The sequence below is a fragment of the Paractinoplanes atraurantiacus genome (genome assembly GCF_900215205.1).
Lineage (GTDB): Bacteria > Actinomycetota > Actinomycetes > Mycobacteriales > Micromonosporaceae > Actinoplanes > Actinoplanes atraurantiacus.
The window spans coordinates 18,286-39,174 of record NZ_OBDY01000018.1 but is presented as its reverse complement, the minus strand read 5'-3'; the positions used below and the strand labels follow the sequence as shown (position 1 = coordinate 39,174).

General features: G+C 69.7%; 18 protein-coding genes and 1 riboswitch. Of the genes, 7 read left to right on the top strand and 11 right to left on the bottom strand.

Annotated elements, in window-relative coordinates:
• The first annotated feature begins 34 nt into the window (after nt 1-34).
• Both CRP55_RS31930 and CRP55_RS31925 read left to right on the top strand, forming a co-directional pair.
• Nucleotides 35-583 carry a TetR/AcrR family transcriptional regulator gene (locus CRP55_RS31930; RefSeq protein WP_097324936.1) on the top strand — a complete coding sequence of 183 codons (549 nt, stop codon included), beginning with the start codon at nt 35-37 and terminating at the stop codon, nt 581-583.
• 45 nt (nt 584-628) lie between these two features.
• A complete protein-coding gene (locus CRP55_RS31925) occupies nt 629-1,588 on the top strand; it encodes a DUF3800 domain-containing protein (protein WP_143235032.1) in 960 nt (319 codons plus the stop codon).
• 212 nt (nt 1,589-1,800) lie between these two features.
• Here the strand turns inward: CRP55_RS31925 and CRP55_RS31920 are convergent, their stop codons facing one another.
• A complete protein-coding gene (locus tag CRP55_RS31920) occupies nt 1,801-2,427 on the bottom strand; it encodes an adenosylcobinamide amidohydrolase (RefSeq protein ID WP_097324932.1) in 627 nt (208 codons plus the stop codon).
• Nucleotides 2,409-2,972 (bottom strand): GNAT family N-acetyltransferase, encoded by a 564-nt coding sequence (locus CRP55_RS31915; protein WP_097324930.1) that lies wholly within the window; start codon nt 2,970-2,972, stop codon nt 2,409-2,411. Before CRP55_RS31915 ends, CRP55_RS31920 begins: the two co-directional genes overlap by 19 nt.
• Nucleotides 2,973-3,062: 90 nt before the next feature.
• Between CRP55_RS31915 and CRP55_RS31910 the strand changes: the two genes are divergently transcribed.
• On the top strand, nt 3,063-4,079 hold the full coding sequence (locus CRP55_RS31910) for a hypothetical protein (RefSeq protein ID WP_097324928.1): 1,017 nt from the start codon (nt 3,063-3,065) through the stop codon (nt 4,077-4,079).
• Nucleotides 4,080-4,170: 91 nt separating this feature from the next.
• Entirely contained in the window at nt 4,171-4,530 is a 360-nt protein-coding gene (locus CRP55_RS31905) for a hypothetical protein (protein ID WP_097324926.1), read from the top strand.
• Nucleotides 4,531-4,532: 2 nt separating this feature from the next.
• Here CRP55_RS31905 and CRP55_RS31900 read toward each other — a convergent pair whose 3' ends face one another.
• Complete coding sequence (locus CRP55_RS31900; protein WP_097324924.1) at nt 4,533-6,179, bottom strand: sulfatase-like hydrolase/transferase; 1,647 nt, start codon at nt 6,177-6,179, stop codon at nt 4,533-4,535.
• A 61-nt stretch (nt 6,180-6,240) separates the two neighbouring features.
• Entirely contained in the window at nt 6,241-8,412 is a 2,172-nt protein-coding gene (locus CRP55_RS31895) for a putative bifunctional diguanylate cyclase/phosphodiesterase (protein WP_245923515.1), read from the bottom strand.
• Between the two features lie 99 nt (nt 8,413-8,511).
• On the opposite strand from CRP55_RS31895, the gene CRP55_RS31890 reads away from it, so the two are divergent.
• Genes CRP55_RS31890 through CRP55_RS31880 form a run of 3 tightly spaced genes read left to right on the top strand, consistent with a single transcriptional unit; the run spans nt 8,512 to nt 12,838 of the window.
• Nucleotides 8,512-9,144, top strand: a complete 633-nt coding sequence (locus CRP55_RS31890; protein WP_281260825.1) for a TetR/AcrR family transcriptional regulator — start codon at nt 8,512-8,514, stop codon at nt 9,142-9,144.
• 2 nt (nt 9,145-9,146) lie between these two features.
• Nucleotides 9,147-10,883, top strand: coding sequence for an ABC transporter ATP-binding protein (locus CRP55_RS31885; RefSeq protein WP_097324920.1), 1,737 nt, complete (start codon nt 9,147-9,149; stop codon nt 10,881-10,883).
• Nucleotides 10,880-12,838, top strand: coding sequence for an ABC transporter ATP-binding protein (locus tag CRP55_RS31880; RefSeq protein WP_097324918.1), 1,959 nt, complete (start codon nt 10,880-10,882; stop codon nt 12,836-12,838). Before CRP55_RS31885 ends, CRP55_RS31880 begins: the two co-directional genes overlap by 4 nt.
• A 46-nt stretch (nt 12,839-12,884) precedes the next feature.
• Here the strand turns inward: CRP55_RS31880 and CRP55_RS31875 are convergent, their stop codons facing one another.
• The 7 genes from CRP55_RS31875 to CRP55_RS31845 form a co-directional block, all read right to left on the bottom strand.
• Entirely contained in the window at nt 12,885-15,890 is a 3,006-nt protein-coding gene (locus CRP55_RS31875; RefSeq protein ID WP_097324916.1) for a Calx-beta domain-containing protein, read from the bottom strand.
• Between the two features lie 14 nt (nt 15,891-15,904).
• A riboswitch (cyclic di-GMP riboswitch) is annotated at nt 15,905-15,984 on the bottom strand.
• Nucleotides 15,985-16,124: 140 nt separating this feature from the next.
• On the bottom strand, nt 16,125-17,315 hold the full coding sequence (locus CRP55_RS31870) for a hypothetical protein (RefSeq protein WP_143235031.1): 1,191 nt from the start codon (nt 17,313-17,315) through the stop codon (nt 16,125-16,127).
• Nucleotides 17,316-17,351: 36 nt separating this feature from the next.
• Nucleotides 17,352-17,567 carry a ferredoxin gene (locus tag CRP55_RS31865; RefSeq protein WP_097324912.1) on the bottom strand — a complete coding sequence of 72 codons (216 nt, stop codon included), beginning with the start codon at nt 17,565-17,567 and terminating at the stop codon, nt 17,352-17,354.
• Between the two features lie 112 nt (nt 17,568-17,679).
• Nucleotides 17,680-18,864, bottom strand: a complete 1,185-nt coding sequence (locus CRP55_RS31860) for an NADH-ubiquinone oxidoreductase-F iron-sulfur binding region domain-containing protein (RefSeq protein WP_097324909.1) — start codon at nt 18,862-18,864, stop codon at nt 17,680-17,682.
• On the bottom strand, nt 18,861-19,448 hold the full coding sequence (locus CRP55_RS31855; protein ID WP_245923513.1) for a ferric reductase-like transmembrane domain-containing protein: 588 nt from the start codon (nt 19,446-19,448) through the stop codon (nt 18,861-18,863). The genes CRP55_RS31860 and CRP55_RS31855 overlap by 4 nt, the downstream gene beginning before the upstream one ends.
• A complete protein-coding gene (locus CRP55_RS31850; RefSeq protein ID WP_097324905.1) occupies nt 19,445-20,341 on the bottom strand; it encodes an FAD:protein FMN transferase in 897 nt (298 codons plus the stop codon). The genes CRP55_RS31855 and CRP55_RS31850 overlap by 4 nt, the downstream gene beginning before the upstream one ends.
• Complete coding sequence (locus tag CRP55_RS31845) at nt 20,341-20,598, bottom strand: lipase chaperone (protein WP_097324903.1); 258 nt, start codon at nt 20,596-20,598, stop codon at nt 20,341-20,343. Before CRP55_RS31845 ends, CRP55_RS31850 begins: the two co-directional genes overlap by 1 nt.
• Between the last annotated feature and the right edge of the window lie 291 nt (nt 20,599-20,889).

Below are 20,889 nucleotides of genomic sequence, written 5' to 3'. Positions count from 1 at the left end.
AAACGACTGTTTCAGTCCAGGATACGATAGCGCCATGACCGCACGGCAAGACGAGCTCCTCGAGGCCGCCTACCGCTACGCGCTCGACAACGGGCTGGCCGATCTGTCGCTGCGGCCGCTGGCGGCGGCGATCGGGTCGAGCCCGCGCGTTCTGCTCTTCCTGTTCGGCAGCAAGGACGGCCTGGTCCGGGCCCTTCTGGAACGAGCACGGGCCGACGAGCGGCCACTGCTGGACGACACAAAAGACCTTGATCAGGCGGCCGTACGCATCTGGGAGTGGCTGGCCGCGGCCGAGCACCGTCCGCTGCTGCGGTTGTGGACCGAGTCGTACGCCCGCTCCCTCACCGAGCCCGACGGCCCCTGGGCCGGCTTCGCCCGCGCCACAGTGGACGACTGGCTCGGCTTGCTGGCCGCCTGCCAGCCCCCGGCCGAACGGAACACCGCCGACGGCACCGCCCGCCGCACCCTGGTCCTGGCCGTCCTACGCGGCGCCATGCTCGACCTGCTGGCCACCGGCGACGAGCCCCGGGTGACCGCCGCCGTCCGGCGGCAGCTCAGCGCCACATCCCATCGACACCACTGACAAACTCGGTTGTCCCGGGCGGCGGGTGGGGCCAGCATGGTCGGCATGGCTCGGGTGCTGCAGGGCGGCCTGCTGCCGGCGGCCGCGCGTCCGGGGGCCGTCGTCGAGATCGCCTGCGATGAGTCCGGGTTCTCGGGCACCAATCTGCTCGACCCGGCCAGCCCTGTCATCACCCACGCGAGTGTCGACCTGAGCACCGGAGAAGCGGTCAAACTGATCGCCGAGGTGCGGGGGCGGTTCCCGTTCGCGCCGTACGAGCTCAAGTCCGGGAAGTTTCTCCGGCGGCCGCAGGCGCTGGAGTGGTTTCTCGGCGCGCTGCACGGCCGCTCCCACGTGCACGCGGTCGACAAGGAGCTCTTCCTGGTCACCCGGATCGTCGATCTGCTGCTGGGCGAGCCTTCCTATGCGGCGGGCACATGCCTGGCCCAGCGGCATCGCTCGGCCGCGCTGGCCCTGTACCAGGCCGGGCGGGAAGCCGGTGACGACTGGACAGCTTTCCTGACCGCGTTCGTCGATCTCGCGCGGGAGAAGCGGAGGCGGCCGGTGGAGCGCTTCCTCCGAGCGCGGGACGCGCTGCCCGGCCACGCCGTCCTGTCCGAGCTCACCGACGATCGCGTGTGGACGCTCGCGGCGAGGCTCGACAGTGATGACCGCTCGCTTCCGCCGCCGCTGGAGCCGCTGCTGCCGGCCCTGGCCGAGACCGTGCTGTTCTGGAGCCGCGGCGACCGCCAGGTGCTGGTCACCCACGACGAGCAGAGCGCACTCACCGCCGGCCGCCTCGTCCGCCTGCAGCAGGCGCTGGCCGGCGGCGACGGCCCTTCCCCACTGGCCGGCCTGACCATGGCCGACTCCCGCCAGGACCCACGGGTCCAGGTCGCCGACCTGCTGGCCGGCGCGGCCCGCAGATCAGGCTCGGACGGCAGATCAGATGCGGCCCGCAGATCAGGCTCAGCCGAGAGCGCGGACCCGACCAAGAGCGCAGACTCGGCCAAGAGCGCGGGATAGGCCGGCAGCGCAGGAGAAGCCGGGAGCGCGGGATAGGCCGGCAGCGCAGGAGAAGCGTGGGATAGGCCGGGAGCGGAGGATAGGCCGGGAGCGCGGGATAAGCGAGCAGCGCGGGGTAAGCCCGGAGCGCAAGGTAAGCCCGGAGCGCGAGATAAGCCCGGGAGCGCGGGATCAGCCGAGAGCGAGAAGCCGGCCCCGCGGGCGGGAACGGTTCAGAGGGCTGGGTCGGCCTGGAGGACTGCCTCGTAGGCGGCGCGGGCCAGTGGGGCGCCCCACTGCGAGCGCGGGCCTCCGTAGGCGGCGACGGGACCGGTCGGTGGGCAGAGGACAGTTACCGCGTCGGTGGCGGTGCCCGTGGCGTCGAGGCCGCGGGCGCGGATCGCCTGGGTCTTGGCCTCGGTGATGGTGGCGACCGCGTTGACCAGGGCGCCCTCGCTGAGGCGCTGGGGGATCCAGGCCACGAAGTTGACGGTGCCGACGCGCTCGGCGAAGCCGTCGGCCGGGGCCGCGGCCTGGATCGGCGTGCCCAAGCCGACCGTCGCCCACAGCCGCACTCCCCCGTCGGTCACGTGCACGACCTGGGAGACGTCGACGCCGGTCAGCAGGCCGACGCCGGGGCCGCTCAGGCCGAGAGAGGCGGCGAGGGTGGACAGATGCTCGGCCGGGTCGTGGCGGTCGTACGACATGGGTACCGTCGCGTTCACCACCCAGCGGCACGGGCCCAGGCCGCCGCCGAGCACCGCCGACGAGATGGCCGTGGCCGGGGCCGGCAGCCGCCAGACCAGCAGCGGCAGGGTGCGGCCGTCCTCGTCGCGGTGGGTCAGCTCGGGCTGGTCCACGTGGGCGGTTTCCACTCCGGGGCGAGGACCGCCCAGATCTCCGTGTCGTGGCGGACGCCCTTCCACGGGTAGTTGGAGCGCAGCGTGCCCTCCAGGGTCATGCCGAGCCGGCGGGCCACGCTGGAGCTGGCCACGTTGTCGGGGCGGCAGTGCCACTCGACACGGTCGAGGCCGCGCTCGGTGAACGCCCAGTCGATGATGACCGCGGTGGCCCGGGTGATCAGGCCGCGGCCCGTGCCGGCCGGCTCGAGCCAGCAGCCGGCCTCGGCCACGCCCGACGCCGCGTCGAAGGCGACGAACATGGTGCCGCCGACCAGCACGCCGTCGAGCCAGATGCCCCAGATGCCCCCGGTGTCGGCGGCACGCTTGTCGGCGTACCTCTGCAGGGTCTTGCGGGCCGACGGAAGGTCGGCGCTGACACTCGCCCAGGGAATCCAGGGGTCGACGGTCTCCCGGGCCCGCTCCATGTGGGCGAAGAACTCGCCGGCCTGCCACGGCTCCAGCGGGCGCAGCTCGCCCCCGCCACCCAGATCGACCTTGAACACCCCAGAAGAGTAGTCGCCCGGCAACGTCGCCGTCGCCCCACGGCCACCCGGCTCCCTTTACATAGACGCGTGTCTATGAGAGGAAGAGGCATGCGCAAGGTGGCTTTCGGACTGGCGGGCGCGCTCGTGGCGGCCCTCCTGGCGGCTCCGGCCGAGGCGGCGCCGTCCCGGGCGGAGGTGGCGCTGCGATGGGCGCCCATCCACTACCAGGACGTGGACGCGACGGGCGCGCACGCGCTGGGCGGAAAATCCGACTACATCACGCGATACGACTTCGACGGGAATCTGAACGGCCGGGACAACTGGGACAACGCCGGGCGGAACACTGACGCCGCGGTCTACTACTCGGTGCTGGAGACCTCGACGCACTACTACCTGACGTACTTCTTCTTCCACCCGCGCGACTGGATCGACCACCCGTTCTTCGAGACCGAGCACGAGAACGACGGCGAGGGCCTGCTCGAGATCGTCGAGAAGGACGGCTCGGACTACGGCTCGCTCAAGGCCGCGGTGACGGTCGCGCACAGCGATTTCTTCTCGTACGCCCCGAGCGGCAGCACCTGGAAGAACGGCGGCGAGACGATCGACGGGACGCTGCAACTCCAGTCGTCGCCGCACGACAGCTTCCAGCACCCGGTGACCGCGCAGGAGCGCGGCGGGCACGGCCTGAAGGCGTACCCGCAGTACACGATCGACGGCGACGGCATCGTCTACTACCCGTCGGCCACCGTGTCCGAGTCGCCCAGCAGCACGAACGACCGCGACGTGCGCTACCAGCTGATCGACATCTTCGCCTCCGGCGGCCTGTGGGCGCAGCGGGCCACCACCAGCCTGTTCGCCTCGCTCGGCACCTTCGCCGGCGACACCACCGGCGGGTGTGGCTCGGGCACGTACGGTTGCGGCACCAACTCGGCCAACGCCCCCTGGGGCTGGGACGACGGCAACGACGTGCCGGCCCGCGGCGAGATCGCGACCGACCCGGCCAAGCTGGCCGCCGCCTACTTCACGATCCCGGGCGCGCCGTCGCGCGCCTACACCTACAACCCGTACTCCAGCGCCGCCGCGGCCCTGAAGGCCGCGCAGTCCCTGCCTCGCACCATCGACTGAGAGCTGGGGGCGAGCGCCGGTCCCGGGCGCTCGCCCCCGTACGAAATGAATGAAGGCGCCTTCATCACCAATGTCCGACTAGGGTCAGGGTGTGGCGCTGAAGGTGAAAGTGAACAAACGGGTGCTCACCGTGGCCGCGATCGCGGCCCTGGTGATCATCGCGCTGGTGGTGAGCCGCGGCCGTGACGGCGGCGACGGGCCGGGCACGCTCGACTCCCCGGCCGCCCAGGCCTGCAGCGACTTCAACGCCGGCTATGCCAAGGCCAAGAGCGAGAGCAGCCGGCTCGCCCTGGCCGACAAGGTCAGCGCCTCCACCATGAAGACCGACAACGACGCGATCTCCAACGCGGCCATGAAGGTCGGCGACGCCGCCAACGAGTCGAACGCCGAGTGGAAGTCGGCCGGCGACGCGATGCTCAAGGCCTGTCGCGACGCCGGCTGGAGCAGCTGAGGTCAGTGCGGCTCGCCCTGCGGGCTGTAGGCGGTCAGGAAGCGGTCGCGGAACTCGTTCATCGGCCACACCGGCGCGTCCGGTGCCGGCTTCAGGCCGTCGGTCCAGCCCCAGCTCGTGATCCGCTGGAGGACCTTCGGGTCCTTGGCCACGATCGAGATCGGCACGTCCTTGCTGGCGTTCGAGCCCACCACGACCGAGTTGGGCTGGTGGTCGCCGAGCATGACCAGCACCGTGTTCTCGTCGCCGTATTTCTCGACGTACGAGGTGAGGCTGTCGACCGAGTAGGCGATCGACCCGGCGTACGCCCGCCGGACCCGCTCCGGGTCCTTGAACAGGCTCTGCGGGCTCTCCGACTCCTTGATCATCGAGTTGTAGACCGAGCCGTCGCCGAGCTGATCCCACGGCAGCGTCTGCGGCACCGGCGTCCACGGGGTGTGGCTCGAGGTGAGCGTGACCTCCATGAGCAGCGGCGGGCGCTTGGCCTTGCCGTGCTCGTACGCCTGTACCTGCTTCATGACGAACTGGTCGGGCATGGTCGACCAGCTCAGCGCCGGGCCGTTGTAGCCCAGCGTGTGCGAGTCGTAGACCTGGTCGTAGCCGTAGAAGTCGCCCTCGGGCCAGGCGTAGGTGACGCCGGGCTCGAAACCGACCGCGCGGTGCCCGGAACGCTTGAACGCGCTGGTCAGCGTGAGCCGGTCGGTGGCCACCAGGCTGCGGTAGCGGTTCTGGTTGTCGATCCAGAGGCCGGACAGGAAGGTCGAGTGGGCCAGCCAGCTCCCGCCGCCGAAGGTGGACGAGGTCAGATAGCCGGACTGCGACCGGAAGCCCTTGGCGGCCAGGCCCTTGTCGTCGGCCGCGAGCTGGTTGAGGACGGGCTGGTTGAAGTCGGTGTTTTCGACGGCGTCGCGGCCGTAGCTCTCCACGAAGCCGATGATCACGTCCTTGCCGCGCAGCGCGCCCAGCAGCTGGTCCTGCGGCATGTCGCGGAACGCGTCGACCTGCACCTCCTTCTCGAAGGCCTTACGGTCGGCGATGTCCTTGGGCACCGCGAGCACGGTGTCGCGGGCCAAATCGGTGGCGCTCGTCGAGGCGACCGGGATGCCGCCGACCAGCTGGAAGCTCATCGCGGCCAGCGCCACCCAGGCCACCGCGGCCACCGTGACGCCGGCCTTCACGGCGGCCGGCCGTTTGGGCAGGGCGCGGCTCACCCGGCGTACGGCAAATGTCATGAGCGCAAGCGACGCGACTGCCGTGACCACCGCGACCGCGGCGACCCCGAAGGCGCCGGCGGCACCGATCGAATCCTCGAGGAAGTGGTAGCCGTCTTCGAAGAGAATCCAGTCGAGCACCGGGTCGAACTGGCGGGCCAGCACGGCGAAGAAGCCGATGTCGATGATCTTCAGGATGGTCAGGAGGCCGAGGATCACGCCGAGCACGGTCGCGGTGATCCGCCGGGCCCGATCGGGCAGGGCCAGCAGCACGGCGATCACGAGCAGCGCTTCGATCGGCACCCGCAGCAGGGCGGTGCCCCAGAAGTTGCCCGGTGGCAGCCGGGTGATCTGGTCCGGGAGAACCAGGGCCAGGAAGACGAGGAGAGCGGCCAGCGTGGTGAGCGCTGTGCCGCCGACCCGGCGCGCGTGCTTCATGAGAGTCCTTACCGCCGTAACGTACCTGCTTTCCGGTACACGGCGGCCGGGCCACATCGGTTCAAGCGGCCACGTCAGCCGCACGGGTGAGCAGGGACACGATCTCGCCGGCGGCGGCCGGGCGGCCGAACAGATAGCCCTGGCCGTGGTCGATGCCGAGCTTGCGCAGCGTGGCCCACTGGGCGTCGGTCTCGATGCCCTCGGCCACCGTCTTCATCTTCAGCGCCTGCCCGAGCCCGGCCACCGCGTCGACCAGCGCCACGTCGTCGGCGTCGACGTCCACCTCGTCCACGAACGTCTTGTCGATCTTGATGACGTCGACCGGGAGCTGCTTGAGGTAGCTGAGCGACGAGTAACCCGTACCGAAATCGTCGATCGCCAGCCGGACGCCCAGGTCCCGCAGCGCGTGCAGGGTCTGCTTGGCCGTTTCGATGTCGGCCATCAGCATCGACTCGGTGATCTCCAGGGTGAGGCTGGCCGCGTCGAGGCCCGCGTCCTGAAGGGCACTCGCGACGTCGTCGACGAGACCGGCGTACTGGAACTGCCGGGCACTCAGGTTGACGTTGACGTGCAGCCCGGCCGCCGCGGGCGACTCCCGGCGCCAGCTCGCCAGCTGCGCGCAGGCCTGCCGCAGCACCCAGCGCCCCAACGGCACGATCAGGCCGTTCGCCTCGGCGTCGGCGATGAAGTGGTACGGGCCCAGCAGCCCGTCGCGGGGATGCTGCCACCGCACGAGCGCCTCGACCGAGGTCAGCCGCTGCGTCTGCATGTCGACGACCGGCTGGTAGAGCACGACGAACTCCTCGTGCTCGAGCGCGTGCTCGATGTCGGCCCGCAGCTGGGCCTCCTCCAGCACGGACAAGGTCATCGTCGGGTCGAACACCGCGAAACCGTTGCGGCCGGCCCGCTTGGCGGCGTACATGGCCAGGTCGGCGTTGCCGAGCAGCTGCTCGGCGTCGGCACCCTCGGTCGCGATGCCGATGCTCAAGGAGCAGGTGACGTCACGGCTTCCCAGACGTACGGGCTCACGGACGGCACCGAGAAGCCGTTCGGCCAGCGCGGCCACATCCTCGACGGGCACGTCACGCAGCAGAATGGCGAACTCGTCACCGCCGAGCCGGGCCAGCAGGTCGTCGGGCCGCACGTGCCGCCGCAGCCGGCCGGCGATCGTGCCGAGCAGCTCGTCGCCGGCGCTGTGCCCCAGGTTGTCGTTGACGAGCTTGAAATCATCGAGATCGAGCAGGAGTACGGTCACCGGCCGCCCCTCGGCCACGGCTTCCCGCAGACGTTCGGCGAACCGGGCCCGGTTCGGCATGCCGGTCAGCGAATCGGTGTAGGCCTGCCGGCTGAGCTGCCGCTCCAGCTCCCGCCGCGTGCTGATGTCGCGCAGGCTGACCACGACGGCCTGCAGGTCCGGGCTGTTCATCCAGTTGGTGGCGATGATGTCGACGTCGACCCCGTTGAAGCCGGCCTCGGTGCGCACGCTCTGCCCGGTCGGCAGCCCGGCCACGTCAGCGAAGAACACGCGGGCCCGGACCCGCCGCTCGGCCGACATGACATCGTCGAGGCGGCGGCCCATCAGATCCTTGACCGGGAGCCCGAGAAGCTGCTCCACGGACGGGCTCACATATTTGACGATGCCATCGCGCCCGATGGCGAGAACGGCGTCGGCCGAGGCGTTGAGCAGCGTCTCGGCCCGCCGCTCGGCGATCTGCCGCCGGGCGTCGAACCGGCGCCGGCTCTGCGCGCCGACGGCGGTCAGCCCGACGACACAGCCCATCATGGCGACGAGAAGCACGGTGGTCCCGGCGTCGGCGTCACCCCTGGTGGGCAGCAGGGCCGCGTAGCCGGCGACGGACAGCACACCGAGCCAGATCACCACCTTGGGCGACCAGAGCGCCATGCCGGTGATGAGCAGGAGAACGGCGGCGGGAACATAGAGCAGCCACCCGTCCGGGTCGGCCATCCCGAACAGCAGCAGGACGGGAAGCTGCCCGAACCACCAGGCGAGCAGCCGCCGCCGTTTGAGGTCTTCGCGGACGATCCGGTTCCAGGGCGCCCAGAACGTGGCCACCTGAAGCACGACGACGACGGCCACGGGAATCAGCCACCATCGGCTCCCCGGCGCCCAGGCGAGAGCAATCCGAATCCCGCCGATAGCAGTGACCACCACCGCGATGCCGGCACCGAGGCGCAGTTGCCGCGCCCAGTACTCAGCGGTGTGGTCATCCATCCCGATCCGTCGCACGGCCGCACCGATCGTCACCCCAGTCGGCAACCTGAGAGAAACCGCCGCCGGCCCCTGTCGCAGACCCATGACAAATGTCAGTGGATGAGTGAGTGCTCGCTCATTAAGGTGGCTCGTGTGGAGGCCAGACGACGGCGGGTGCCTGCGATGGCGCCTGAGGAGCGGCGGGCGGCGCTGATCGCGGCGACCATTCCGCTTCTGCATGAGCATGGTGTTGATGTGAGCACTCGGCAGATCGCCCAGGCGGCGGGGGTGGCCGAGGGGACGATCTTCGGGGTGTTCGAGACGAAGACGTCTCTGGTGGTGTGTTCGGTGGTCAAGGCGCTGGACCCGGAGCCGACGCTTGAGGCGCTGGGGGCCATCGACCTGGCGGCGCCCCTGCGGGAGCGGCTGGCCGCGGCGGCCGATCTCGTGCATGAGCGGTTCGCCAAGAACGCTCAGCTCATGACGGCGGCGCGCAAGCTGGTCATCGCGGCGCAGGATCAGGACACCGTCAAGCGGATGACCGCCGGGCGCGAAGCGCTGCACGCGGCCATCGTCTCGGTCATCGAACCCGACGCCGGGCAGCTGCGCCGGCCGCCGGGGGCGGTGGCGACCCTGCTCCTGATGTTCTGCGGGGCCAACACGTACGGGCCGTTCGGCGACCCGACGAACTTCAGCGGGGCGGAGACGGTTTCGCTCCTGCTCGACGGATTACTCACACGGGGGGCTCAGTAGTAGTGCTGATCCAACTGCTCCGCGGTCACTTACGGCCGTACAAGAGCGCCATCGCTCTGGTGGTGCTCTTCCAGTTCGTACAGACGCTCGCGACTCTCTATCTTCCGACCCTCAACGCCGACATCATCGACAACGGGGTGGTCAAGGGCGACACCGGCTATGTGATGCGCATCGGCGGGTGGATGCTCGTCGTCACGCTCGCCCAGATCGCCGCTCAGATCGTCGCGGTCTACTTCGGCGCCCGTACGGCCATGGCCGTCGGCCGTGACGTCCGCGCCTCCATCTTCGGGCGGGTGCAGGAGTTCTCCGCTCGCGAGGTCGGCCAGTTCGGGGCGCCGTCGCTCATCACGCGCACCACCAACGACGTACAGCAAATCCAGATGTTGGTGTTGTTGACCTTCACCTTGATGGTGTCGGCGCCGATCATGTGCGTGGGCGGCATCGTGCTCGCGCTCAGGCAGGACGTGCCGCTGTCGGCCATGCTGCTGGTGATCGTGCCGATCCTGGTCGGCGTGGTCGCGGTGATCATCGTGCGGATGCGGCCGCTGTTCCGGTCGATGCAGGTGAAGATCGACCGGGTCAACACCGTGATGCGCGAGCAGATCACCGGCATCCGGGTGATCCGCGCGTTCGTCCGCGACGAGCGCGAGCGCGACCGCTACGAGGTCTCCAACGACGAGCTCACCGACGTGTCGCTCAGGGCCGGCAAGCTGATGGCGCTGATGTTCCCGACGGTCATGCTGATCGTGAACATGTCGAGCGTGGCCGTGCTCTGGTTCGGCGGGCACCGGATCGACTCGGGGGCGATGGAGGTCGGCGCGCTGACCGCCTTCCTCAGCTACCTCATGCAGATCCTGATGTCGATCATGATGGCGACGTTCATGTTCGTGATGATCCCGCGGGCCGAGGTGTGCGCCGAGCGGATCGAGGAGGTGCTGGGCACCGAGTCGAGCGTCAAGCTGCCGTCGGCGCCGGTCACCGAGCTCAGCCGGCACGGCTACCTCGAACTGGAGAACGTCGACTTCCACTACCCGGGGGCCGAGGCGGCCGTGCTCAACGGCGTGGCCCTGACCGCGCGGCCGCGTGAGGTCACGGCGGTCATCGGCAGCACCGGCAGCGGCAAGACGACACTGCTGAATCTGGTCCCCCGGCTCTTCGACGCCACCGGCGGCCGGGTGCTGGTCGACGGGGTCGACGTGCGTGATCTCGACCCGGGGCTGCTCGCCAAGACCGTCGGGCTCGTACCGCAGAAGCCCTATCTGTTCTCCGGGACGATCGGATCGAATTTGCGGTACGGGAATCCGGATGCCACCGACGAGCAGTTGTGGGAGGCCCTGGAGATCGCGCAGGCCCGCGACTTCGTCGAGCGCATGGAGGGCGGCCTCGACGCGCCGATCGCGCAGGGCGGCACGAACGTCTCCGGCGGGCAGCGGCAGCGCCTGGCCATCGCCCGGGTGCTGGTGCACCGGCCCGAGATCTACCTGTTCGACGACTCGTTCTCGGCGCTCGACTACGCCACCGACGCGGCGCTGCGGTCCGCGCTCACCGATCACATCGCCGACGCCACGGTGGTGATCGTCGCCCAGCGGGTGAGCACCATCCGCGACGCCGACCGCATCGTGGTCCTCGATGACGGCCGCGTGGTCGGCACGGGCACCCACACCGAACTCATGGACACCAACCCGACGTACAGGGAAATCGTCTTGTCCCAGCTCACCGAGCAGGAGGCCGCCGCATGACCGCTCCCGTGCGCCGCCCAGGTCCTCCGATGGGAGGACCGCCCGCGGCAAGGATGATGGCGGCCGGCGGGCCGCCCGAGAAATTGCAGGACTTCAAGGGCTCCACGAAACGCCTCCTCGGCCTGCTCAAACCGCAGCGGGCGCTCGTCGGGCTCGTGCTGCTGTTCGGCGCGTGCAGCGTCGTACTCTCCGTCCTCGGCCCCTATCTGCTGGGCAAGGGCACCGACATCATCTTCTCCGGCTTCATCGGCCAGTCGATCCACGGTGTCGCCACCAAAGAGGAGGCGATCGCGGCTATGCGGGCCGCGGGCAACAACACCCAGGCCGACCTGCTGGCCGCGGTCGACTTCGTGCCCGGGCAGGGCATCGACTTCGACAAGCTGTTCCACCTGCTGACCTGGGTCGCCGTCGTCTACGTCTGCGCGTGGCTGTTCGGCGTCTTCCAGGGCCGGATCACCGCGCACGTCGTGCAGACCGCCGTCTACCGGCTGCGCAACCAGGTCGAGGCCAAGCTGGCCCGGCTGCCCCTGTCGTACTTCGACCAGCAGCCGCGCGGTGAGGTGCTCAGCCGGGCCACCAACGACACCGACAACATCGCGCAGACCCTCCAGCAGACGTTCGCCCAGCTCGTGACCGCGCTGCTGATGGTCGTGGGCGTACTGGTGGCGATGTTCTGGATCTCCTGGATCCTCGCGCTGATCGCCCTCATCACGGTGCCGGTGTCGATCCTGGTCACCACGGCCATCGGCAAGCGCTCCCAGCCGAACTTCGTCGCGCAGTGGGCCACCACCGGGCGCCTCAACGGCCACATCGAGGAGATGTTCACCGGTCACTCGCTGGTCAAGGTGTTCGGCCGCGAGGACGAGGCCCGCAAGACCTTCGAGGAGCACAACGACAAGTTGTACGCCTCGTCGTTCAAGGCGCAGTTCATGTCGGGGCTCATCCAGCCCGCCATGATGTTCATCAGCAACCTGAACTACGTGCTGGTGGCGGTCGTCGGCGGCCTCCGGGTGGCCTCCGGGTCGCTGACGCTGGGCGAGGTGCAGGCGTTCATCCAGTACTCGCGGCAGTTCAGCCAACCGCTCACCCAGATCGCCAGCATGGCCAACCTCGTCCAGTCGGGCGTGGCCTCGGCCGAGCGGGTGTTCGCGCTGCTCGACGCGCCCGAGCAGAGCCCCGACCCGGCGCCGGTCGACCTGGGCCGGGTCCGCGGAGAGATCGCCTTCGAGAAGGTCTCGTTCCGCTACCTGCCGGACAAACCCCTGATCGAAGACCTTTCCCTTGCCGTACGCCCGGGCCAGACGGTCGCCATCGTCGGTCCGACCGGGGCCGGCAAGACGACGCTGGTGAACCTGCTGATGAGGTTCTACGACGTGACGTCGGGCCGGATCACGCTGGACGGCGTGGACATCGCGACCATGCCCCGCGAGCAACTGCGCGAGCACATGGGCATGGTCCTCCAGGACACGTGGCTGTTCGGGGGAACGATCGCCGAGAACATCGCGTACGGCGCCGACTCGTTCGACATGGACGAGGTCCGGCAGGCGGCCGAGGCGGCCCACGTCGACCCGTTCGTCCGCATGCTCCCCGACGGCTACGACACGGTGATCGACGAGGAGGGCTCGAACGTCAGCGCCGGCCAGAAGCAGCTGATCACGATCGCCCGGGCGTTCCTGGCCGAGCCGAGCATCCTGATCCTGGACGAGGCGACAAGCTCGGTCGACACGCGCACCGAGGTCCTGATCCAGCGGGCGATGGCCACGCTGCGCGAGGGCCGCACAAGCTTCGTCATCGCCCACCGCCTGTCCACGATCCGCGACGCCGACGTGATCCTGGTGATGGAACACGGCGCAATCGTCGAACAGGGCACCCACGACGAGCTGATCGCAGCCGACGGCGCGTACGCCCGCCTGTACTCGGCGCAGTTCGCCCAGGCAGTGGCAGAAGTGGATTGAGAAAGGGGGCGGCCGGATGGCCGCCCCCCTTCCCCACTGCTGGTGCTTACTTGATGGTCGGCCGGACGATCGCCGACCAGCCGGTGACGATGCCCTTGTCCGAGTCACCCTCGACCCAGGCCCGCAGCGCGACGACGCCGGAAGGCGCGGTCGTGGTGGCGGTGTAGGCGCCGTTCACGTTGGCCTTGCTCACCAGGATGTTGGTCCAGGTGTTGGGACCGGTCCAGCGCTGAACAACGACCTTACGGCCGGCGGCGTTCGGGTTGCTCTTGACGATCACAGCGACGCGGCCCTTCGAAGGCGAGGTCGCCGTCAGCGTGGCCGCCACGGTAACCGTCACCCGGACCTCGGCCGAGTTGATCTCCTGGGACTGCGTCACGAAGCGCATGCCCTGCGTGATCGAGCGCGAGAACGAGTAGGCGCCCGCCGCGCTGGCCTTGGTGTTCGCGATCCAGGCGAGCTCGCCGCCGCTGGTCGGGGCACCCCACAGCTCGACCGTGGCGTTCGCCGCGACCTTACCGGTGATGCTCACCGGGCCGGTGCCGGTAACGGTGGCCGGGGCCATGATGGTCGGCTTGGGAGCCTCGCCCGGCTGCTCGGGGCCAGTGGGCTCGGCACCGTCGTTGGCGGCGATGGTGATGACGCCGTCCTTGACGGTCGCGGTGTCACCGACGCCGTAGCCGGTGACGACGATCGTCTCGGCCGGCTCCTTGACGTCGTCGTCGACGGTGTCCACCGTGCCGATGGGGACCGTCGTGCCCGGCAGGGCACCCGCCGGGATGTTGGCCGAGATGGTGCCCGGGTCGACGTAGTCAGCCGGGCTCGCCGCGGCGCTGCCCTTGACCGACCCACCCTTGACGAAGACGTTGAGCGGGGTCTGCGCCTGAGCGACACCCTCGGTCACACCATTGATCCGGGCAGTGTCGCCCTCCTCGACCGTGGAGTCGATGATGGTGACCGTGGGCTTCGGGTCGTCGTCCGTGATGGTGACAACCGCGTCCTTGGTGGTCTGGGCGCCGAAGAGATCCTCCGACTCGGGGCCCGTGGGGGCGACCGCGACGGTCACCTTCTCGTCCTTCTCGTACACCTGGTCACCGGTCACGAGGAAGGACAGGTAACCCTGGTCCGCCCCGTACGCGATGTTGGCGGTGCCGGCCGGCCGGATGTAGTCCAGGAGGCCGGGAGCGGAACCGCTGTCGTCGGCCGTGGTCTTGCTTGAATCCACAGTCGTCACGAACGTCGCGGTGGCCGCCCACGGGTTGGACAGCTTGATCGGCACGATAACGGCCGTCGCGTCGTTGCCCTCCTTGACGGTGGCCGTGCCGACGCTGTAGGTCGGCTTGGCGTCGTCGTCATCGATTGAGAAGATCGTCTCGTCCGCGGCGACGAGCGTTACCGGCGGGGTCGCGTTGGCGCCGGCCGTGACATCCGCAGCGTTCGGGACAAGAGCGGTCGCGCTGTGCAGGTCGACCGCGAACTTCTCGTAGTTCTCGACGCCGGCGTTGTTGGGGTCCTCCGTGTACTCGTACATCCGGTCGCCGACGATGTCGACGGTGAACGTCTTCTGCGTCTCCCCCGGGTTGAACATCAGGGTGCCGGACGTCATGATGAAGTCCTCGCCCTGCTTGGCGGCAACTTCGTCCTGACCAGGGATGACCTCACTCGTGCCGTAGTCAACGCCGATCTTCGTACCGGCCGGGCCGCTCAGCTTGACCGTGAAGGTCTGGGCCTTGCGACCGCTGCTACCTTCCATGATCTTGGTGTTGACCGGAAGCAGGCTGACCACGGGCGCCGTGTTCTGGTCAGTGATACCGCCGGTGGCCACACTGTCCGCGCCCAGCTTGGCCACGGTGGGGTCGGCCAGCGTGACGTGCATGTCCTCGGGCTGCTCGAAGATGTTGTCGGTCCGGGTCTGCACGGTGATCGTCTGAGCGGTGTTCGTGGGACCCGCGGTGGTCGTGACACCCGGGAACGTGACGGTCCCCTTGGTGGCCGTGTAGTCGGCGCCCGCAGTCGCCTTGCCACGCCCGGTCAGCAGCGTCGGGTCCATGTCCTTGCCCGGTCCGTCTGCCGTGCTGTAAGACGCGGTGACATTCCGCTCCGACGGGCCGGAGAGCGAGACGTCGAAAGCCAGCGGACTGCCTTCGTTGGCCGTCTTCTTGGCGACCGTGATCTCCGGCTGCTCCTCGTCATCCATGATGTTGACAGCCACGGTCGGCGTGCCGGAGACCGTGGTCGAGGAGCCACCCCGGATGTTGAAGGTCTGCTTCGCCTCCTCGTAGAGGTCGTCGGTCAGGATCGCGACCTGCAGCGGGGAACTCTCGGTCTGCCCGGCCGCCACGGTGAGCGTGGTGTTGGGCTGGATGGCGGTGTAGTCCTGACCGGCCTTGGCGCTGCCCGGGCCGCTCGGCGACGAGGAGCTGACCGGGATCGTCACCTCCTTACCGGAGGGCGCGTCGAGCACAGCCGTGACGTTTACCGACCCGGCCGACTCGGACGGGTTGGGATCGTCGACGACCAGCTTGTAGGTCGGTGCCGGATCGTTGTCGAGGATGGTCCCGTAGCCGACGACATTGTTGATGCCCGACCCGGTGATCGTGATGGTGAAGTACTCGCTGTCCTCATCGAGCCTGTCGTCGATGGTGTTGACAGTGATGGAGCGGCGCTGATCGTCGTACGGATCAGTGGAGTCGGCCGGCAGGATCAGATCGCCCGACATGGTGCGGACGTCGTTCTCATCGATGCCGGCATGCGCCTGGTTGTTGTCACCAGAGGTGATGGTCCAGGTCAGGGGCAGCTCGTCGAGTGCCGCACCGCCGGCGCTCCGGGTGAGGTTGAAGGTCAGCGAGCCGCCCTCGGTCACCTCGAGCGACGACTCGTCCAGCGTGACGGTGCCGGGCGCGGCCTGCGCCGGCGAGGCAGAGATGACGGCCGGCATGAAGCCGATCGCGCCCGCGACGGCGACCGCGATGGCTCGCCTCACGGACTTGGGGCCACGCAGCATGAACGGAACCGAGCCGCTCGTGGCTGCATGGGCTGTGGAATAGCGCATGTCTTTCTTTCTCCTTCGGCGGCTGGGCTGCCTCCGTCGGGGGAGGCCCCTGGCTTTGCGTCCCCGCCTTGCGACGGGTTTGCCTGTTCGGGCACCGCACCTGAGGGCGGTTCGGAGGGACCGGCCAAGCCGGTCTGAGCAACGCGAGAGGTCGCGCCTTCCGTAATCTAACCGGCGTATCCCCCCGTTAACGGCGGAATGCTTTTTTCGGCTTAAATCGGCCTAAGCCGCGCATCACAGCATCGAAGAGCGCCGACGCCGCGCGGCTTCTACCAGCCACGGAGCGGTTCCTAGGGCCAAAAAGAAGACCAGCAAAGGCAGGCGCCAGAAATGGGATATCTCGCGCTTTGACGGCGAAGGCGGCTCAAAGACCCAGGGACGGGCTGATTTCGACCAAGCCAGGAATGCGTCGCCGATGGGGGCGGCGCCGAAGGCGTACCTCTTGGTCCACGGGGTCGAGATCGGCAGGCCGGCGACCTCGCCGAAGTTGGCCAGGCCGTCGGCCAGGGAATCGTCGCCCTGGAGCTTGGCCGCGCCGATGGTGACCACCGTGGCGGAGAGGCTCACGCCGAGGACCAGGGGGCCGGAGTCGACGTTCGACGGGCCGTCGGTGCCGTTGGGGTGTTCGCGCACGGTCGGGCCGATGCCGAGGGGCGCCGACAGGAACTCGGTGCGGAACAAGCCGTACTGCTGCCGGGCGAACTCCGGGTCGATCTCGGGCAGGAAGCGCTGCATGATGCTCTGCGACGTGCCCTGCGCGCCCGAGGTGGGCTCGCCGGTGTCGGCGTCGGCCGTGTGCGGCATCAGGCCGGTCGCCGGGTCGAGGCGGGCCCGCACGTTGGCCACCCAGCGGATCACCGTCGTGTCGTAGGCCGGGGTGAGCAGCTTGTCGTGCAGGCGCAGCGAGGCCATGGCCACGGTCGAGTCGACCGGCCAGGCCCGGCCCGGATAGGAGACGAGGAACGGCGTCGGCGACGCGTCGAAGGCGGCGGCGATCGCGGCCGAGTCGTCCTCGAAGCGGCGGAGCTCCGCGGCGTCGCGCTGGGCGGAAGGCTGCCGCATGAGGATGCCGCCGCGCAGCCAGTTGGTCCAGCCACGGTAGAAGACGCCGTACGGCAAGGACATGTCGCCGCCGAAGGGCGCACGCCCGGCCTCCGACTCGAGCTTTTCCAGCGCCCACCGAGCCTCGTCGATCTCGTTCAGGTCGGCCGCGGTGAGCCCATAGAGGGCGTACATGAAGAAGAAGCCCTCGGGAAACTGGGTCTGCGCTTCCTCGGCCGCGCCGGACTCGAGCTCGTGCTTCAGAAAGGCCAATTGCCGGCGTACGCCCGAATCACCGTCAGCGGGCGCAACCAGCCGGACCACCCCGGTCAGCGCGACAGCGCTGATCAGCATCGCCAGAACCAGGCGCACCACCCGTGCCATCGGCTGATCGTAAAGACCCGCCACAACTCGGGCGAATCACCGCGTGTCGCGGAGCAGGCGCAGGGCCAGAGCGGGGCAGCGGTCGACGGCGCGCTGGGCGGCGGGCTCCAGCGGGCCGGGTACGGCGGGTGACGGGCTGCCGTCACGGGCGATCGGGAAACCCCAGTCGTCCTCGGCCAGCAGTTCGGGGAGAAGCTCGGCGCAGAGACCGCGGCCGTCGCAGGCGGTCCAGTCGATGTGCAGGCGGGTCATGCGAGGGCCTCTGTCGTCGGGAAGCGGCCGGAGGTCGCCAGGAAGCAGCCGGAAGGCGTCGGGAAGCGGCCGGAAGGCGTCGGGAAGCGGCCGGGACAGGTGTGCGCGCGGGTCATGCGCGGGCCTCCGTCGTCAAGAAGCGGCCGGAAGTGGCCAGGCAGCGGCCGGACAAATGGGCCGCCACGTCTGCTGAGAAGGCACGCATCGCGCTGGCGATCAGGCGGGCCGTGCCGTCGGGGTGGCGGCAGGCGCCGCGGCCCGTCACCAGGCGGGTCAGGCGGTCGACCTCGGCCGGCAGGCCGGGGCGGGAGCGGAACGCGGCCAGGTCGGCCAGCGTCGCGGCCAGGCGGGGGAGGCCGTTGACGCACGGGCCGCACTGGCCGGCGGACTGGCCGGCCAGACATCCGGCGATGCGGGCGTTCTCCGTCAAGCCGCAGGCGCCGCTCGGCAGGGCCATCACCACGCCGGCGCCCGGTGACGCCCCGAACGGGGCCAGCGCCGCCCGGCTGATCGGCAACTCCGGGTCGGCCGGAACCCAGGCGCCGTGATAGCCGCCGACCAGGACCGCCGACAACGCCCCGGCCGGGCCGCCCGCGGCGGCGATCAGCGAACCCAGTGTCACGCCGTAGCCCGCCTCGAGCACACCGGGTGCGGCCACCGCGCCGCTGACCGTGGCCAGGAAGGTGCCGGGCTCGTCGTACGTGCCGGCCGCCCGGAACCAGCCGGCGCCGTAACGGGCGATCATCGCCAGGTGGGCCAGCGTCTCGACGTTCTGCACGAGGGTTCCCGTGTCGGGCAGGCGGGTCAGCTTGTCGGCCGGCACCGCTCCGCGACCGGCGACCGCGGACGCCACCGCCGACTCCTCCCCCGACACGAACGCGTCGGGCGCGGCGACCAGGGTGACCGGGATCGGGTCGCGGCGGGCGGCCAGCACGGCCCGCAGGGCGGACGGCCTCGGGACGTACAGGTGAGCGGTCGACGCCCGGGCCGCGCGGGCCACCAGTTGCAGACCGTCCAGGACCAGGTGGGGCTGGTAGGCGAGCAGCGCCTTGTCCTTGCCCGAGGCCGGTTCGCCCTCGGCGCCGTTCGCGATGATCACGGGTGGGCGGCCGGAGGCGATGACGGCGTTGAGCTTGCGCCACAACGGGAAACCGGAGCCGCCGCGACCGGTCAGGCCGGCGTCGCGGGCCATGCCGACCAGCTGGGCGGCGTCCGGGGTGGGCAGCGGGCCGTGGTCGCCGTCGGCGAGCAGCCTACGTTGCACGGCGCCCGTGTGCGCCTCCGCGAAAACGGTCATCGGACCTCCTCCAAGGGGCGCAGCCGCTCGGCGACCTTGCGCTCGGCGCGCTGCGGGAAACGGGTGAAGTGGGGGGTGAGCCGCCAGATCACGGCGGCCAGCACCACGGCCACGCAGACCATCGAGATCGCCCACAGCCAGACGGTGCCGTTGTCCGATCCGGCGCCCAGGCCGTGCAGCAGCGCCACCGGCCAGCACAGATAGGCCAGCCAGTGCACGGCGCGCCAGGCCCGGGCGCCGATGCGGTGCCGCAGCAGGCTCGTCACCACGATCGCGATCATCAGGTCGAGGCCGAGCGTGCCCAGACCTTGCCAGAGCGGCCGATAGTTGCCGGCAAACGGCAGGACCAGGTCAAAGAGCCTCAATTGGGCGTACGGGTCGAAGAGCAGACTGACCACGTGAAGCACCAGGAACACGACGGCCAGCAGGGCGGCGTTGCGGTGCAACAGGTTCACGGCGAAGCGGGGCAAATTGAACGCCGTACGGCCGGATCGGGCTCCGATGCCCAGCGCGACCACGACGGTCAGCAGAACCAGCGACACGACGCCGCTGCCCCGCGCGAAATACCAGAGGGCGTCGCTCACGAAGGCCACCCGCCCAGCCGCACGACGTCGAGCTCCGGGGTGACCAGCCGGCTCGGCACGCCGCGGAGCAGGCTCGAGGCCCGCCGGCCGCGGACGATCGCGGCCGTGGTCAGGGTGTTCGCCCGCAAGCACGAGCCGGCGGCGACGGTCACCGTGCGCCACACGCGAGGGGCGGGCAGGCCGGTGCGCGGGTCGAGGATGTGGTGCAGATGTCCCCACGTGCGACTGGCGGTGCTCGACGTTGCGATCGCCGAGCCCGGCGGCAGGCGTACGGCATGGGAAGGGTCTCCGGGTTTGTCCTGAACCAGAACCCGCCACCCGCCGTCCGGACCCGGCCCGGCCGTGGCGATGTCGCCGCCCAGCGCGACCATCGCACCCACGCCGAGCCGCTCGGAGACCCGGGCGGCGCAGCGGTCGGCGGCAACCGCCTTGGCCGTGGCGCCCAGATCGAGAAGCACACCGAGGGGCACACTCAGGTAGCCGTCGCGCAGCCGAACCGCGCGCCAGTCGGGCGCGGCGAAGACCCGGACGGCCGGAGCGACCCGGCGGCCGGTGATGGCGGCGAAGTCCCGGTCGTAGCCGAGGCCGCAGAGGGCGGCACCCACGGTCGGATCGACATCACCGCCGGTCTCACGGGCGGCCCGCAGGGCGGCGGCGACGAGCTCGGCCAGCAGCGGGCTGACCTCGACGGCGCGGCCCGGCGTGACCTGCCGCAGCTCGGAGTCGGCACGGAAGCGGCTGCAGGCGAGGTCGACGGCGGCCAGCTCCTCCCGGACGACGGCGGCCGCGTCATCGGTGGCGGCGGGATCAGTGACGACGACGCGGGCCACGGTGCCCCAGACGCTCCACTGTGCGGTGTCGGCGCCGACCGGAAGGGTCTCGACGAGAGGCATCAGGAGCCTCCCGAGGTGGCGCCACTGCTGCCTTGATCATTGTTCCCTTGATCAGTGTTCCCTTGATCAGTCGACAGCGACGGTGAGTCATCGGTCGTCGTGTCCGAATTGTCAGTGGTGGTGACGGTGGTGGTCGTCTGCTGGCTGTCGTCCGACGCGTAAGCAGCCACGGCCACGGCCGCGGTCCCCACCGCCGACGCCGCCACCAGAACGCCGGTGAGCAGCGCGGTGCGCCGCAGTCCGGTCTCCCGCTTCATCCCAAGCCCCCTAACGTGTGATTGCTTGACACCTCAACAACGTTGCGGGTTCCCCCTCGCCCTGACCTGTGCGGCTCCTTGGGGGTTGCTGTGAGAGTGGGAGCTCATCGGCACAACGAACGACAAGGGCGCGCTTCCGAGGCGAGGGGACACCATTCCGACGGCCGGGATTGCTATCATTCAGGGCGCGGCGGTAATGTCGAGTCAGGCGCAAGGAAGACATTCAGCCCTTGAAAGACGAACGCTGAAAGACGGACACCCATCCACCAAACTTACCTTTGACGTCAATGA

Bases quoted from the DNA above. Each gene is read 5' to 3' on its own strand.
- CRP55_RS31860 (WP_097324909.1), bottom strand. From the start codon at position 18,864: ATGACCGTTTTCGCGGAGGCGCACACGGGCGCCGTGCAACGTAGGCTG.
- CRP55_RS31930 (WP_097324936.1), top strand. From the start codon at position 35: ATGACCGCACGGCAAGACGAGCTCCTCGAGGCCGCCTACCGCTACGCG.
- CRP55_RS31890 (WP_281260825.1), top strand. From the start codon at position 8,512: ATGAGTGAGTGCTCGCTCATTAAGGTGGCTCGTGTGGAGGCCAGACGA.
- CRP55_RS31910 (WP_097324928.1), top strand. From the start codon at position 3,063: ATGCGCAAGGTGGCTTTCGGACTGGCGGGCGCGCTCGTGGCGGCCCTC.
- CRP55_RS31895 (WP_245923515.1), bottom strand. From the start codon at position 8,412: ATGGATGACCACACCGCTGAGTACTGGGCGCGGCAACTGCGCCTCGGT.
- CRP55_RS31845 (WP_097324903.1), bottom strand. From the start codon at position 20,598: ATGAAGCGGGAGACCGGACTGCGGCGCACCGCGCTGCTCACCGGCGTT.
- CRP55_RS31875 (WP_097324916.1), bottom strand. From the start codon at position 15,890: ATGCGCTATTCCACAGCCCATGCAGCCACGAGCGGCTCGGTTCCGTTC.
- CRP55_RS31880 (WP_097324918.1), top strand. From the start codon at position 10,880: ATGACCGCTCCCGTGCGCCGCCCAGGTCCTCCGATGGGAGGACCGCCC.
- CRP55_RS31870 (WP_143235031.1), bottom strand. From the start codon at position 17,315: ATGGCACGGGTGGTGCGCCTGGTTCTGGCGATGCTGATCAGCGCTGTC.
- CRP55_RS31925 (WP_143235032.1), top strand. From the start codon at position 629: ATGGCTCGGGTGCTGCAGGGCGGCCTGCTGCCGGCGGCCGCGCGTCCG.
- CRP55_RS31850 (WP_097324905.1), bottom strand. From the start codon at position 20,341: ATGCCTCTCGTCGAGACCCTTCCGGTCGGCGCCGACACCGCACAGTGG.
- CRP55_RS31900 (WP_097324924.1), bottom strand. From the start codon at position 6,179: ATGAAGCACGCGCGCCGGGTCGGCGGCACAGCGCTCACCACGCTGGCC.
- CRP55_RS31865 (WP_097324912.1), bottom strand. From the start codon at position 17,567: ATGACCCGCCTGCACATCGACTGGACCGCCTGCGACGGCCGCGGTCTC.